The organism is Bradyrhizobium sp. CB1015 (assembly GCF_025200925.1).
GTDB lineage: Bacteria > Pseudomonadota > Alphaproteobacteria > Rhizobiales > Xanthobacteraceae > Bradyrhizobium.
Map to the genome: position 1 here is coordinate 6,631,475 of NZ_CP104174.1, position 15,424 is coordinate 6,646,898.

Genomic DNA, 15,424 nt, shown 5'->3' on the forward strand with positions numbered 1-15,424 from the left:
ATCGACCATGACTGTTGCACTCCATCCCTCGATCGACAGCGGCATCAAGCAAGGCAGCGGCAACTTCGCCGGCGGCACGCTGGTCTGCAAATGCAGCGACCACCCGGTGAAGGTCGGCATCAAGGGCGACGTCGCCCACAATCATGCCTGCGGCTGCACCAAGTGCTGGAAGCCGCAAGGCGCGCTCTTCTCCGTCGTCGCCGTGGTGCCGCGCCAGAACGTCACCGTGCTCGAGAACGGCGACAAGCTCCAGATCGTCGATCCCTCGGCGGTGATCCAGCGCTACGCCTGCAGGGCCTGCGGCACGCACATGTACGGCCGGATCGAGAACAAGAACCATCCGTTCTATGGCCTCGATTTCATCCATCCCGAATTGTTCCAGGAGCAGGGCTCGCAGGCGCCGCAATTCGCCGCCTTCGTCTCCTCCGTGATCGAATCGGGTGTGAAGCCAGAGCAGATGGCCGGCATCCGTGCGCGGCTGAAGGAGATCGGCCTCGAGCCCTATGACTGCCTGTCGCCGGCGCTGATGGACGCGATCGCGACCCATGTGGCGAAGGCCAAAGCTGCCTGAAAGGACCGCTTGAACGCGGCCGCCGGAGAGCCCTAGCCGGCCCCGATCCGCTCGCTGGCGTCGACCATCGCCAGCGAACGGCCTAGGTCCCCGCTCCGGGACCACTGCGGCGCGTTGCCGCTTCTGCACCACGCGTGAGTAAGGACCATCGGCTCCTCAGTCCTGGTCTCTGAATGACTGCGCAGGACCGTCCGCTTCCTGCTTGAAGTTCGCGGTGCTCTGCGTTCTCCCTCCCTCGACTGAGGCCTACTGCTTCGTCCGTTCGGTCTTGCTGACGGACGAAGCTTTTTTCGTTGCGCCCATTTGATCAGCACGCCGCGGGATGACGCGCCCTGTTTTTGACAAACAGTCGATGCAATCTTTTCCCGGTGAGAACACCCGGCTGTGAACGCCGGGTCGGAGCGATCTCTGCTAGGGTCGCTCCGTCACGATGCCGCGCGAAGACAATCAATCAAAAAGAAGACGGGAGGCATCGAGCACATCCAGACATCGCCATCAGCGTTCCTGCCTCCCTCCGGGATTTGCCCGCGCGGGACCACGGCAGGACGTGGCGAGACGACGCACGAACCGTCGCCCCGACCGGCGGCGAAGTTTGAATTTGGCATGCTTATGAAGAGCGAGGTACGATCATGATCAAGGTGAAGATCAACGGCCAGGAACAGAGCTGGGACGGTGACCCGGATCTCCCGCTACTCTGGTTCCTGCGTGACGAGGCCGGACTGACCGGCACCAAATACGGCTGCGGTCAGGCCCTGTGCGGCGCCTGCACGGTCATCGTCGACAAGCAAGCGGTGCGCGCCTGCATCACGTCGGTCAACGACGTCGCCGGACGCGAGGTCACCACGATCGAGGGGCTGCATCCGAATGGCGATCACCCGGTGCAGAAGGCGTGGCGCCAGGTCAACGTGCCCCAATGCGGCTTCTGCCAGGCCGGCCAGATCATGCAGGCCGCGGCGCTTCTGATGGACAACCCGAAGCCCTCGCATGACCAGATCCGCGAGGCGATGTCCGGCAACATCTGCCGTTGCGGCTGCTACCAGCGCATCGAGAACGCCGTCCATCTCGCATCGACGGGGGTGTGACATGAATTTCATCGACAATCCCCGCAAGCTGCGCGGCTTCGAAAAGCACATCAAGGTCGAGAAGGTGTCGCGCCGCAGCATCCTGAAGGGGCTCGGCGTCACCGGCGGCTTCGTGCTCGCTGCCCCCGTGATGTCGCGCCAGGCGCTCGCCTATGAGACCGGCGCCGGAAAAATGCCACACGGCGTCGTGGTCGATCCGCGCGTGTTCGTTTCGGTAGGCGCGGATGGCATCGTCACCATCGTCGGGCACCGTTCGGAAATGGGCACCGGCGTGCGCACCAGCCTGCCGCTGATAGTGGCCGAGGAGATGGAGGCCGATTGGTCCAGGGTCAAGGTGCAGCAGGCTCATGGCGATGAGGTGAAGTTCGGCAACCAGGACACCGACGGCTCGCGCAGCACGCGGCACTATCTGATCCCGATGCGCCAGATCGGCGCCTCCGCCCGCACCATGCTGGAGCAGGCCGCAGCCAAGCGCTGGGGCGTGCCGGCGACCGAGGTCAAGGCGGTCAACCACGAGGTCGTCCACAGCGCCAGCGGCCGCAAGCTCGGCTTCGGCGAGCTGGCCGCGGACGCCGCCAAGGAATCGGTGCCGAGCATCGAAAGCCTCAAGCTGAAGGACCCCCGGGATTTCCGCTATCTCGGCAAGGGTCAGGTCGGCATCGTCGATCTCCACGACATCACCACCGGCAAGGCGCGCTATGGAGCCGACGTGCGGCTGCCGGGCATGAAATATGCCGTGATCGCCCGCCCACCGGTGACCGGTGGCAAGCTGGTCAAGTTCGAGCCGGAAGCGGCACTGAAGATCCCCGGCGTCGAGAAGGTGATGCAGGTGCGCGGTTGGCCATGGCCATCGAAGTTCCAGCCGCTCGGCGGCGTCGCGGTGATCGCGCGCAACACCGGCGCGGCGATCAAGGGCCGCGACGCCTTGAAGCTGGTCTGGGATGACGGGCCCAACGGCAAATACGACTCGGTCGCCTACCGCAAGGAGCTCGAGGAAGCCTCGCGCAAGCCGGGCCTCGTGCTGCGCAAGGAGGGTGATGCGGACGCTGCCTTGAAGAGCGCCGACAAGGTGATCGTCGGCGAGTACTACATTCCGCACCTCGCCCATGTCGCCATGGAGCCGCCGGTGGCGGTTGCCGACGTCAAGGGCGACAAGGCGGAGATCTGGGCGCCGGTGCAGAGTCCCGGCGGCACCCGCGAGGACGTCGCCAAGACGCTCGGCATTCCCGAGGCCAACGTCACGGTCGACGTGACGCTGCTCGGCGGCGGGTTCGGACGCAAGTCGAAATGCGACTTTGCGCTCGAAGCCGCGCTGCTCTCGAAAGAGCTCGGCGCGCCGGTGAAGGTGCAGTGGACGCGGGAGGACGACATCCACAACGGCTTCCTGCACACCGTCTCGGTCGAGCGGATCGAGGCCGGCCTCGACAAGAGCGGCAAGGTGATCGCCTGGCGCCACCGCAGCGTGGCTCCCAGCATCGCCTCGACCTTTGCCGCCGGAACGGTGCATCAGGCGCCGTTCGAGATCGGCATGGGCCTTGTCGACATGCCGTTCGAGATCGCGAACATCTCTTGTGAGAATCCGGAAGCGGCCGCGCACACCCGCATCGGCTGGTTCCGTTCGGTCTCGAACATCCCGCGCGCCTTTGCCGTCCAGTCGATGGTCGGCGAGATCGCGCAGGCGACCGGCCGCGACCAGAAGGACATGCTGCTCGAGCTGATCGGCTCGCCTCGCATCGTCAAGCCCAACGTGAAGGACCTCTGGAATTACGGCGAGCCCCAGGACAGCTACCCGATCGATACCGCGCGGCTGCGCAAGGTGGTCGAGCTGGTCGCCGAGAAGGGTGAATGGGGACGGAAGGTGCCTAAGGGCCACGGTCTCGGCATCGCCGTGCACCGCAGCTTCGTCAGCTACATCGCGACCATCGTCGAGGTCGCCGTCGACGACAAGGGCAAGCTGACGGTGCCGCGGGTCGACACCGCGATCGATTGCGGTACCTATGTCAACCCCGAGCGCATCGCTTCGCAGATCGAGGGCGCGGCGATCATGGGGCTGAGCCTTGCCAAATACGGCGAGATCACCTTCAAGGACGGCAAGGTGCAGCAGAAGAATTTTGACGACTTCCAGGTCGTCAGGATCGACGAATCGCCTGCGGTGACCAACGTCTATATTGTGCCGCCCGGACCCGACACGCCGCCGAGCGGCGTCGGCGAGCCCGGTGTTCCCCCGTTCGCGCCGGCCCTGATCAACGCGATCTTCGCGGCGACGGGAAAACGCATCCGCTCGCTTCCGATCGGCAAGCAATTGGAGGCGTGAAACGGAACCGAAGCGCGAGGCGGAACACAAGGCGCCTCGCGCCGTTTGCATCGATCTGACAGGAGCAGATCGATGACCAACATCTCAAAGGCGCTCGCAGTCTCGCTGTCGGGCGCCTTTCTTTTGGCTGCCGCGGGCGCACTCGCCCAGAGCAACACAACGCCCCCGACCACAGCCACGCGCCCAACCGGGCCCGACCAGAATTCGCTGCCCAACGCCAACGCCCCGCCCGCCTCCACCACCCAGACCACCGGGCAGCACAATCCCGATCCCAAGATTCGCGAGATGAACCAGAAGGAGAAGGACAAGGTCGAGCGCGAGGGGAAGTAGCCCTTTCGCACCACTGTCGTCATGGCCGGGCTTGTCCCGGCCTTCCACGGCCTTGCCGCGGCGCGAAGAACGTGGATGCCCGGGACAAGCCCGGGCATGACGAGGAGTACGTGGCGCGCTGACCAGGCCCACCGCAAAAATGCGGCGGACGTTGCCGTCCGCCGCATTCACCACCCCCCTGCTGCTCCGCTTCTATCGATCCGCCCGCGGAGCTATTTCTTCAGCGCGAAGACCCAGATGACGCCGCCCTGCGGCACGTTGGCTTCGATGCCGATGTTGTTGGTCACGAGCGCATCCTGGATGCGCTGTGCGTCGACGCCCCATCCCGACTGGATCGCGATGTATTGCGTGCCGTCGATCTCGTAGGACACCGGCATGCCCATGATGCCGGAGTTGGTCTTCTGCTCCCACAACAGCTCGCCGGTCTTGGCATTGAAGGCGCGGAAGTTGCGGTCGTTGGTGCCGCCGACGAAGACGAGTTCGCCGGCAGTCGCCGTCACCGAACCGAACAGCTGCGATTTCGGGAAGTTGTGCTGCCAAACCTTCTTGCCGGTGGCGGGATCCCAGGCCTGAAGCTCGCCGAAATGATCGGCGCCGGGCTTCGCCTTGAGGCCGATATCCTCGGGCTTGGTGCCGAGCCAAAGCTCGCCAGGCTTGAGCGCGACCTTCTCGCCGGTGAACCCGCCGCAGAAATTCTCGTTGGCGGGCACGTAGACGAGGCCGGTCTTCTGGCTATAGGCCGCCGACGGCCAGTCCTTGCCGCCCCACAGCGACGGACAGAACTCCACGCGCTTGCCCATGACCGGCTTGTGCGCGGGGTCGACGATCGGCTTGCCGCTCTCGGGCTCGATGCCCTTCCAGACGTCGGTGGAGACGAACGGCCAGCCGGCGACGTAATTGATCTTGGTTGGCGTGCGCTCGAGCACCCAGAAGATCGCGTCGCGTCCCGGATGGACCAGGCTCTTGATGTTGCGGCCATCGCGTTGCAGGTCGATCAGCATCGGTGCGTCGACCTCGTCCCAATCCCAGGAATCGTTCTGGTGATATTGGTGATAGGTCTTGATCTTGCCGGTGTTGGGATCGAGCGCGAGCACCGATGACGTGTAGAGATTGTCGCCGGGATGCGAGTCGCCCGGCCACGGCGCGGCGTTGCCGACGCCCCAATAGATCGTCTTGGTCTCCTTGTCGTAATTGCCGGTCATCCAGGCCGAGCCGCCGCCGTTCTTCCAATCGTCGCCCTGCCAGGTGTCGTGCCCGGGCTCGCCCTCGCCCGGAATGGTGAAGGTGCGCCACAGCTCCTTGCCATCCTTGGCGTCATAGGCGGCGACATAGCCACGCACGCCGAACTCGCCGCCGGAGCCGCCGACGATGACCTTGCCGTCGACGATCAGCGGCATCAGGGTCATGTACTGGCCCTTCTTGTAGTCCTGCACCTTGGTGTCCCACACCACCTTGCCGGTCTTGGCATCGAGCGCGACGACGTGGTCGTCGGTGGTGGCGAGATAGAGCTTGTCTTCCCAGAGCCCGACGCCGCGGCTGGTCGGATGCAGCTGGAACAGATCGTCGGGAAGCTGCCGCTTGTAGCGCCAATATTCGTCGCCGGTCTTCGCGTTCAGCGCGATCACCTGCCCCATCGGGGTTGCCACGAACATCACGCCGTTATTGACGATCGGCGGCGCCTCGTGGCCTTCGACGACGCCGGTGGCGAAGGTCCAGACCGGCGTGAGGTTCTTCACGTTGGAGGTGTTGATCTGGTCGAGCGGGCTGTAGCCGTGCCCGTCATAGGTGCGCCGATAGAGCATCCAATTGCTTGGCTCCGGATTTTCCAGCCGCTGCGATGTGACGGGCGAATAGTTCTCGATCGGGCCAGCCAGCGCGGCGGTCGAAACGAGGCAGGTGAAGGCGACGAAGCCGGACAGGTAGAATTGCTTCCTGGTCATGGAGATTTTCATGGACGTTCCCATTTTTCATCCGCTTGAATTCTTGTTGTGAATTCTTGTCGTTCGTCCCGTCGTCCGCGCTTCGGCGGAGGCGGCCATTCGTGACGCGGGCCCAGCCCGCAACCGTCCATCATCCTGGCTGCGCGCCACCTACCTTTCCGATGAAATTGCCGGCAACGCTGAGCGATCCGTCAGCCAGCGCCAATGGCAACGCCGCGAGCCGTCGCGGCGCCGGTCCGAACACGACCTGCGCGCCGGCGCGGGGATCGTATTCGGAATTGTGGCACATGCACTTGAACACCTCCTTGTCGCCGACATCGCTCTTCACCCACGCGGTGACGGGACAGCCGGCATGCGAGCAGATCGCCGAATAAGCGATGATACCGTCCACGGCCCGCGCGCGGGTCTTCTCGTCGAGGTCGGCGGGATCGAGCTTGATGATCAGGATCTCGTTGAGCCGTGAGGCGCTGCGCACCACCGCTGAGGTGGGGTCCTTCGGCCAGGCATGGACCGGCGGTCCGCCGACCTTGAGATCGGCCGCGGTGATGAGCTTTCCCTCCTGGTCACCTTCGGAGTAGACGAGAAGATCGCCTTTCTGCGGCCGCTCGTCCGAACCGGGCGGATCCTCACCTGCGCGGGCCTGGGCGGAGCAGCCGAGACACGCCGTCGTCGCGAGCGCACCGAGCAGCAGGGATCGCCGTGTCTGTTCGGCGCCCGCATCGGCGTCGGGTTCCGCAGCACTCTCGGTGGATGGGGAATTGGTGTCGAAGGATGCGCAAGCCATGCCCGCTAGCAGGCACTGGAACTCTGCCGAAAACAAGGCGAAGACTTGGCACCGCAGTGCATCAATGTGGCTTTGCTCGCTTTGATTGAGCGACACTGAACGCGATCAAGCGCGTTTTCGCGAATTCTACATCGCATTGCGCGAACGGCATGATGATTTTGCAGATCAGATCGATGCTGCAGGAATTGGTGCGACGCGCCATCACGCGACGCAAGCTGCGCCCGTGCTCAGGCGGGCATTCTGTATTTCACGACCTGAGCACGTGACGCGGCGAAGCGATGCGGCCCGCAAGTGTTGCCGACGCCATTTCAAAACTGTCGGCGATACGACGCGCCTTGTCGATGAACAGCGCAGCTGCCGCCGGCGGGCAAACCTCGCGCGCGGTCTGCTCGAACAGGTCGAGCCAGCGATCGAAATGGCCGCCGACCAGGCTCAGCGGCAGGTGTGCCCGCATCGGCGAGCCATGATAGCGACCGCTCATCAGCACGACCGACGACCAGAAATCCCTAAGCTTGGCGAGATGCTCGTCCCAGTTCTGCACGACGGCGAAGACGGGCCCCAACAGCGCGTCCTCGCGCACACGTCCGTAGAAGCGGGTGACGAGTTCCGCGATCATCTCCTCGGTGATCCCGGTGCGCTCGATCGCATCCTGGGTCAACAGGTTCCGCCGCGCGGCCGCAGCTTCCCGCTCGGCCTTCAGTCGATCCGACATGTCCTTTGCTATCCGTTCCGTTGTTCCCCGCAGGCTGCCCGTTCGACATTGTGGGGCCGATCGCGCGGCGTCTTTGTCGCAGCGCAAATTGCGGGATCTGGCGGCGGACACTCGGTGCCCGCCGTCAATGCCTTCGTCAGGCGGTGTAAGTGTAAAAGCCCTGCCCGGTCTTGCGGCCGAGATGGCCGGCATCCACCATTTCTTTCAGCAGCGGGGCTGGCCGATATTTAGGATCGTTGAAGCCCTTGTAAAAGACCTCCATCACCGAAAGCATGGTGTCGAGCCCGACGAGATCGGCAAGGGCGAGCGGCCCGATCGGATGGTTGCAGCCGAGCTTCATGCCGGCATCGATCTCTTCCGCCGTCGCGATGCCCTCCTGGAGCGCGAAGATCGCCTCGTTGATCATCGGACACAGAATGCGGTTGACGGCGAAGCCCGGGCTGTTCTTGGCCGTGATTGCCACCTTGCCGACACGCTTGGCGAAATCCAGCGCCTTGGCATGGGTGTCGTCCGAGGTCTGCAGGCCGCGGATGAGCTCGAGCAGCGCCATCACCGGCACCGGGTTGAAGAAGTGCATGCCGATGAAGCGGTCCGGACGGTCGGTCGCGGCGGCGAGCTTGGTGATCGAGATCGAGGAGGTGTTGGTCGCGACCAGCGTGCGCGGCGACAGGGTGGCGCAGAGATCCTTCAGGATCTTGACCTTGAGCTCCTCGTTCTCGGTGGCGGCCTCGATGACGAGGTCGCAATCCGACAGCTTCGCCCGGTCGGTGGTGCCGGTGATGCGCTTGAGCGTCGCCTCGCGGTCTGCCGCCGACATCTTCTCTTTCTTGACGAGCCGCTCGAGGCTTCCGCCGACGGTCGAGAGGCCGCGGCTGACCGCCGCATCGGAAATATCGACCATCACGACCGAGAGGCCGGCGGCGGCGCAGACCTGCGCGATGCCGTTCCCCATGGTCCCTGCCCCGATGATGCCAACGGTCTGGATCATTGCGTCACATCCTTCATCCTTGCGGGCGAGCCAGTCGCAGCCCGCTCCATTGTTCCTGCATCAGGGTCTAGCACCGCCATTGGGCTGGCGCGACCCGGTCCTGCTCATTAGCGCATCCGAGGCCGGAATAAAGCCGCCCGCGGGCGGCCAGGTGCCTCGACTATGGGTCCTTGGTCGCGTTTTCCGGCCATCCTGAGCCTTGCTCCAACGGCCCCGGTGGGGCTGCCCAACCGTTGGGGCCTGCCGCCGGTCTTGATTATGGCAGCGGCAGCAGCGAGAAGAGCGGCGCGGGGCTGCCGCGGAACAGGAGCTTGCCCGAGACCGGATGAACGATTTTGCACGATCCATCGGTGCCGCCTTTGCGCTGATCGGCGAGGCCGACACCGAGCTATTGGGCATCGTCGCCTTGTCGTTACGGGTCAGCCTGACCGCCAGCATCCTCGCGCTCCTGATCGGCGCCCCCTTTGGAGCCCTGCTTGCGATCACCCGCTTCCGGGGACGCCAGGTCATCGTCATTCTGACCAATGCGCTGCTCGGCCTTCCGCCGGTCGTGGTCGGGCTCGCCCTCTATCTCTTGCTGTCGCGGTCCGGCCCGTTCGGGGCGGCGGGCTTGTTGTTCACGCCGGGCGCCATGGTGATCGCGCAAACGCTGCTGGCGACTCCCATCGTGGTGGCGCTGGTGCACCGGCCGGCAAGCCTCTTGTGGGCGGAGTATGGCGACCTGGCGCGGATCGACGGGCTGTCGGCCCTGCGCAGCATGGCCCTGCTGTTCGCGCTCGGCCGGACCTCGCTGCTGACGGCCTTTCTCGCCGCGTTCGGGCGCGCCATTGCGGAAGTCGGCGCCATCATCATCGTCGGCGGCAACATCCGCGGCTTCACCCGCACGATGACGACGGCGATCGCGCTGGAAACTAGCAAAGGCGAGCTGCCGCTGGCGCTCGGACTCGGGCTGATCCTGCTCGCACTCAGCGTCGCGGTGTCGACCGTCGCCTTCGTCCTAGTGGGGCGCGTTGGGGAAAAATAGCTGCTCGCCGCCGACCTTGTACCCGGCGATCGCTTGCTGCCCTTGCGGCGAAATCAGCCAGTCGATGAAGGCCTGCCCCTCCTTCGCCTTCACGTTCGGGTGCTTTTCAGGATTCACCAGCATGACGCCGTACTGGTTGAAGAGCCGCTTGTCACCCTCGGTCAGGACGGCGAGTTCGCCGCGGTTCTTGAACGACAGCCAGGTGCCGCGGTCCGACAGGAGGTAGGCGCTCGACGACGAAGCCATGTTCAGCGCCGGGCCCATGCCCTGGCCGATCTCCCGATACCAATTGTCCTTGCCGGCACTGGGGTCGACGCCGGCCTCCTTCCATAGCCTCAGCTCGGCTGCATGCGTGCCGGACTTGTCGCCGCGCGAGACGAACGGCGCCTTCGCCGTCGCAATCTTGCGCAGCGCCTCGGCTACGTCCTTGCTGCCCGAGATCTGCGCCGGATCGCTCTTGGGGCCGACGATGACGAAGTCGTTGTACATGACGTCGAAGCGCTTCACGCCCTGCCCTTCGGACATGAATTTATCCTCGGCGGGCCTGTCATGGACGAACACCACGTCGGCATCGCCGCGCCGCCCGATGTCGAGCGCCTGGCCGGTGCCGACGGCGACGACCTGCACGCCGATGCCTTCGGCCTTCGAGAACAGCGGCAGCAGATGGCCGAACAGCCCCGACTGTTCCGTCGAGGTGGTCGAAGCCACGGTGATGGTGCGATCCTGTGCGGATGCGATGCTGGACCAGAGCAGAACCGCTCCGATGGTGACAAGCTTCCTCATGCGACGTCCTCGGCCAGACAATGACGGTTCTGAATAGCGGCTCGCGGCGACGACGGAAACCCCAGCCTTGGATCGCAACGAGAGTTGGTGCGCGCGGTGCACCTCGTCTGGCAGAAAAAGCGTGCCGGCGCGGGCCAGGCGCGCCCGCAAAACAAAAAGTGAAAAAACAACCCCATGCACAGTAGCGATGGGGTTGATATCCTTGATGATTTTCGGTTTTGCCGAAAGCGCGCTTGCGGCGTCGGGCAAAGCAGGGGTATTATTGCATGATCGGCTACTGTGCGGGTTTCGTAACTCGGGCGGATGCGAGTGCTCTTTCGCCTTTTCCTGCAACATGCCGTCACAGGCATCCGATAGATTTGGCCTGGTTACTGCTCCATTAACTTAGACGACCTGACGTTGCACCGGAAACACACTGCGCAGCTTTCCCAATGCGGGGCAATGATCTGCATTGACCGGTCACCGGCAGCCACATACCGTAACAACCACGATCCGCTGCCGATGATGTCTGGCGATCTGCCATCCGGGGGCACAGTAGCAAGAACAACGACAGGGCTGTGCACCATGCGCGAATGCATCGGGGCTGCGACATCTTCACGACAATCGAGCGACGATCAGGGCACACATCCGCACTACCTTTCATCCTTCACAGGCAAGCGTGCCGCGGTCCGCCGCCGGCTGTTGACGAGCATCTCGGTGGCGGCGCTATCGGCGTTGTTCACGGGATCGGCGGTGGCCCAGGCATGGACCGGAGCCACCAGCAACGACTGGACGGTCGGCTCGAACTGGAACACCGCGACGGTTCCGGCCGGCGGTACGGTCACTATCGGCTCGCCTGCAAACGTCGTCCTCGGCGTAACGAGTGGGGCGACGGGCACATCGGGCTCCATCACGATAGGCACCCTTGGTCCGAGTCTGACCAGTCTCATGATTCAAAATGGCGCCACGCTGACAAGCACGGGGAACGGCACCATCCGCAATGGTGCCACTGTTACTGTGACGGGAATCGGATCGCAGTGGATTGTCAGCGGCACACTCAGCCTCGGCGGCGCCGCCCCGACGCTCAATATCGAGAACGGCGGAACCGTCGTCGTTACAGGCCCGCTCGGATTCACCCCCGGTAGTAGTATCGGCACGCTCAACATCAGCGGCGGCGCGCTGGAGGCGGGCGTCATCAGGCTTCTCGCTGCGAGCGATCAGGCGAATTATGACAATGCCGTTGTCCGCGCCCGGGCCGCCAATACCAGTTTCTTCGGCGGAACGGTCACGCAACACAACATCGCCGCGGGCGGACTGACATTCGACAGCAACGGGTTCAACGACGGCGCACTCGGATTCAGCGGCGTCGGTGGCTTGACCAAGACCGGCGCCGGGACGTTCACGCTGACGGATAACAGCACCTATACTGGCACAACGGTGGTCCAGGCCGGCACGCTCGCGCTGACGGGCACAGGCTCGATCGCCAGCTCCAGCCGCGTGGTGGCGAACTCGACCTTCGATATTTCCGGCATCACCGCTGGCGGCACCAGCATTCAGAGCCTCGCCGGCAACGGCGGCGTCAGCCTCGGCACAAAGACTCTGACGATCACCAACGCGAACGACACTTTCGCCGGCGTGATCGGTGGCACGGGCGGGCTGACCGTCAGCGCCGGCACGCAGACGCTGTCGGGTGCCAACACCTACAGCGGCGCGACCACGCTGGCCGGCGGCTCGCTGCGCGCAGGTGGCGCGGGCGCCTTCAGCGCGGCATCCGGTTTTGTCGCCAGCGCCGGCACAACGCTCGACCTCAACGGCTTCAACCAGACGATCGCATCGCTGGACAATGCCGGCACGGTGCGCTTCGGCAGCGCGCCGGGGACCACGCTGACGGTGACCGGCAACTATATCGGCAACGGCGGCACGCTGCTTTTCAACACCGTGCTCGGTGGCGACAGCTCGGCCACCGACCGCATGGTGGTGCAGGGCGCCACCTCCGGCGCATCCACGCTGCGCATCGCCAATATTGGCGGCGGCGGTGCGCAGACCAGCGAAGGCATCAAGGTCATCGACGTCGCCGGCGCCTCGAACGGCACCTTCGCCCTGCAGGGCGACTACGCCATTGGCGGCCAGCAGGCCGTGATCAGCGGCGCCTATGCCTATACGCTGCAGAAGAACGGGATCAGCACGCCCACAGACGGCGACTGGTATTTGCGATCCAGCCTGATCAACCCGCCACCGTCGGTGCCCACCGGGCCGCTCTATCAGGCCGGCGTTCCCCTGTACGAGAACTACGCGCAGGTGCTGCTCGGGATGAACCAGGCGCCGAGCCTTCAGCAGCGCGTCGGCAACCGCTATTGGGGCGGCAGCGAGGCGATGGCGCGCGCCGGCGTGAACACTGCGCAGACGTCCGATGGCTCGCGGACGCAATCGGCCTTCTGGGGCCGGATCGAAGGCGGACAGAGCGCATTACGGCCTTCCAACACCACGGGATCGACCTACAGTTCCGACGAGATGAAGGCGCAGGTCGGGTTCGACGGCGCCGCACTCGACAACGCGCACGGCCGGCTGATCGTCGGCCTCACGGCCCAATACGGCCTGACCACGGCCTTCGTCAATTCGCCGTTCGGCAACGGCCGCATCCGCGCGCAAGGAACCGGCGTCGGCGCAACCGCGACCTGGTACGGCCATGACGGCTTCTATGTCGACGGCCAGGCGCAGACCATGTTCTATCGCAGCGATCTGTCATCGGTGCTTGTGGGCAGCATGACGCATGGCAATGAAGGCTTCGGATACGCCTTCAGTGTCGAGGGCGGCAAGCGTATCGCGGTCGGCAATGGCTTCTGGCTCGCTCCGCAGGCACAGCTTGCCTACTCAAAGGTCGGCTTCGATGCCTTTACCGACCGCTTCGGTGCGCTGGTCTCGCTTGGCAATGCCGACAGCCTCCTGGGCCGCCTCGGGCTCTCGCTCAACCATCAGCGCACCTGGAATGACGGCACGGGCATCGTCCGCTCCGACCTCTACGCCATCGGCAATCTGCACTACGAATTCCTGGGCGGCACCAGGATCGATGTCGCCGGCACCGGCTTCGCGAGCGGCCATGACCGCCTATGGGGCAGCATCGGCGGCGGCGGCACGTATAGCTGGGCGAACGGCCGCTATGCCGTGTTCGGCGAGATCACCTACCGCGCGAGCGTTGATGATCCCGCGGACAATCACGGCTACAGAGGCACCGGCGGCTTCCGTGTGTGGGGTAAGCTTGCGCGTGACCTCGATCTGATTGCGCCGCCATATGCGCGCTGGATGCGCGGATGTTCTGCAATTGGTCCTGCCTCCGTTGACACGGGTGTGACGGCCGGGGCAGGTTTTCACATTGCTGACGAATCAGCGATCGCCTCACGCCGAGCACCTCTTGGACAACTCCCAGTGCTTTCGAGACTGATATCGTTGCTGCGCCGCATCCCTGCGGTGAACTGGGCGTTTTCCCGGCTTCGGCCTGTGCCGCACGGCGGCAACCTCGACGTCGCGCCGACTGTAGAGGCTTCACCTGCCATCGCCGAAGACGTCGCCAGCACGGCTCCAGTGTCAATCGCCGAGATCAGCGCTGACCCGGTGCACGACGAGGCTGATCCCGCCACCGCTCCGGTCGCCGAGAACGATGAGGCTGTGTCAGTCGTCGCGGAGATTCCGTCCGACGATATCTGCATCGGCGGCAACTCATCTTCAGAGATGGCAACGGAGATCGAGGCGCCCGCGACGCCACCCGCCACCGAGGAGGCGTCGGCTGCATCGGCGGTTGCGGAGAACGAGCCGGTTGCGGCCTCCGATCTCGCGATTGTGGACGATGGTGCATCGCCTGCCGGAGTCTCTGCAGAGGTCGACTCTGCCGCCGCAGAAGAGATTGTGGCTTCATCAGCAGACCTCGCGACCGCTTCGGCCGATCTCCCTGCTGTCATCATCGAGGCTGCCCTCTCGCCCGACGTATCGCTCGACGCCGTACCCGACGCCGCCGAAGCAATCCCGGTCGACGTCGAGAACGTCGCGGCTGTTGTCTCTGAATCCAGCGTCGAGATCGACCCGGCGCCCGTTGTCGCAGTCGCGCCAGCGCCCGCAAACGATGTTCCGCTCGTCACGGCCGTTGCGGCGGTAGCCAACGAGTCATCCAGCGACGCCGCTGAGGCAGATCCGGCTCCGGCTCTCACGTCTACTCCGGAGCTCCGCAGCGTACCGAAAGTTCGCGCGAGAGCCGCAGAGCCCGCCGACCGCGCCGCGCTGATCCGGCAGCGCTGGGCAGAGAGCGGAATCAGGATGTGGAATCCGCGGCTTCACGGCACGGGCGAGGCCGCGCTGAACATCCAGGGAAGCGTCGGGCTGCTGCCGCCGGCGCCCGGCGAGACAATGCCGCGCTACGACAAGCTGGAATTCAGGATGCTCGGCGGACAGATCGTCTGTGAGGGCGTCATTGTCGAGGCCCCCGTTCAGGCGAGCCATCGGAGCTTCACGCGGCTCGAGCCGCGGAGCATCGAGCGGGTGCGCGAACCGGCGCGCGAGCGCCAGGCCGTTCTCGCCTGATCCTTCTTCCGCGACCACCGTGACAATTTGCTAGGCTGATGTCCCGACATGGGAGATCGCAGATGCGCGCAAGGCCATTGTTTTTGTCGTGATCGCCTTCGCAATCTCGCAGCCGGCGCTCGCCGCGGGCAAGCGGCCGCATCATATGCGGGCCACCCGCCGACACGATGGTTAGCAGGTTGTAGCTGCGGCGATGTCCGTTGCTGCCGGATATCCTTAACGGACCTCACCAATGCACGCGAACGGAAAATCCCGAGGCAGCGCGCAACCAGTGCTGGCCTGCCCGGTCAGGATCGATCTAACGCGCCCTTTACCCGTGCCGTGCAAGATTGCCCACGTTTTCAGGGG

Annotated in this window: 12 protein-coding genes; 6 read left to right on the forward strand and 6 right to left on the reverse strand. The window is 64.7% G+C overall.

Annotated elements, in window-relative coordinates; translation table 11 throughout:
- Positions 1-7: 7 nt before the first annotated feature.
- From gfa to N2604_RS31170, 4 genes are all read left to right on the forward strand, one after another.
- Complete coding sequence (gene gfa, locus N2604_RS31155; protein WP_260371839.1) at positions 8-571, forward strand: S-(hydroxymethyl)glutathione synthase; 564 nt, start codon at positions 8-10, stop codon at positions 569-571.
- 629 nt (positions 572-1,200) lie between these two features.
- Positions 1,201-1,653 carry a (2Fe-2S)-binding protein gene (locus tag N2604_RS31160; RefSeq protein WP_197949683.1) on the forward strand — a complete coding sequence of 151 codons (453 nt, stop codon included), beginning with the start codon at positions 1,201-1,203 and terminating at the stop codon, positions 1,651-1,653.
- A gap of 1 nt (position 1,654) precedes the next feature.
- Positions 1,655-3,967, forward strand: coding sequence for a molybdopterin cofactor-binding domain-containing protein (locus tag N2604_RS31165; protein WP_260371840.1), 2,313 nt, complete (start codon positions 1,655-1,657; stop codon positions 3,965-3,967).
- A gap of 72 nt (positions 3,968-4,039) precedes the next feature.
- Positions 4,040-4,297 (forward strand): hypothetical protein, encoded by a 258-nt coding sequence (locus N2604_RS31170; RefSeq protein WP_260371841.1) that lies wholly within the window; start codon positions 4,040-4,042, stop codon positions 4,295-4,297.
- 212 nt (positions 4,298-4,509) lie between these two features.
- On the opposite strand, the gene N2604_RS31175 is transcribed toward N2604_RS31170, so the two are convergent.
- The 4 genes from N2604_RS31175 to N2604_RS31190 form a co-directional block, all read right to left on the reverse strand.
- On the reverse strand, positions 4,510-6,237 hold the full coding sequence (locus N2604_RS31175; protein ID WP_260371842.1) for a methanol/ethanol family PQQ-dependent dehydrogenase: 1,728 nt from the start codon (positions 6,235-6,237) through the stop codon (positions 4,510-4,512).
- 130 nt (positions 6,238-6,367) lie between these two features.
- Complete coding sequence (locus tag N2604_RS31180) at positions 6,368-7,021, reverse strand: ubiquinol-cytochrome c reductase iron-sulfur subunit (RefSeq protein WP_260371843.1); 654 nt, start codon at positions 7,019-7,021, stop codon at positions 6,368-6,370.
- A 247-nt stretch (positions 7,022-7,268) separates the two neighbouring features.
- Positions 7,269-7,733: a group III truncated hemoglobin gene (locus N2604_RS31185; protein WP_260371844.1), complete on the reverse strand. Its 465-nt coding sequence runs from the start codon at positions 7,731-7,733 to the stop codon at positions 7,269-7,271.
- A gap of 136 nt (positions 7,734-7,869) precedes the next feature.
- On the reverse strand, positions 7,870-8,721 hold the full coding sequence (locus tag N2604_RS31190; protein WP_212255255.1) for a 3-hydroxybutyryl-CoA dehydrogenase: 852 nt from the start codon (positions 8,719-8,721) through the stop codon (positions 7,870-7,872).
- Between the two features lie 325 nt (positions 8,722-9,046).
- Here N2604_RS31190 and N2604_RS31195 point away from each other — a divergent pair, with 325 nt between their 5' ends.
- Entirely contained in the window at positions 9,047-9,745 is a 699-nt protein-coding gene (locus N2604_RS31195) for an ABC transporter permease (protein ID WP_260371845.1), read from the forward strand.
- Here N2604_RS31195 and N2604_RS31200 read toward each other — a convergent pair.
- Together N2604_RS31200 and N2604_RS31205 are read right to left on the reverse strand one after the other, a co-directional pair.
- Complete coding sequence (locus N2604_RS31200; RefSeq protein WP_260376342.1) at positions 9,719-10,528, reverse strand: substrate-binding domain-containing protein; 810 nt, start codon at positions 10,526-10,528, stop codon at positions 9,719-9,721. The two genes, N2604_RS31195 and N2604_RS31200, sit on opposite strands and share 27 nt — an antisense overlap.
- A gap of 632 nt (positions 10,529-11,160) precedes the next feature.
- A complete protein-coding gene (locus N2604_RS31205; RefSeq protein WP_260371846.1) occupies positions 11,161-11,406 on the reverse strand; it encodes a hypothetical protein in 246 nt (81 codons plus the stop codon).
- A 49-nt stretch (positions 11,407-11,455) separates the two neighbouring features.
- Between N2604_RS31205 and N2604_RS31210 the strand changes: the two genes are divergently transcribed.
- Positions 11,456-15,076 (forward strand): autotransporter outer membrane beta-barrel domain-containing protein, encoded by a 3,621-nt coding sequence (locus N2604_RS31210; protein ID WP_260371847.1) that lies wholly within the window; start codon positions 11,456-11,458, stop codon positions 15,074-15,076.
- Positions 15,077-15,424 lie beyond the last annotated feature (348 nt).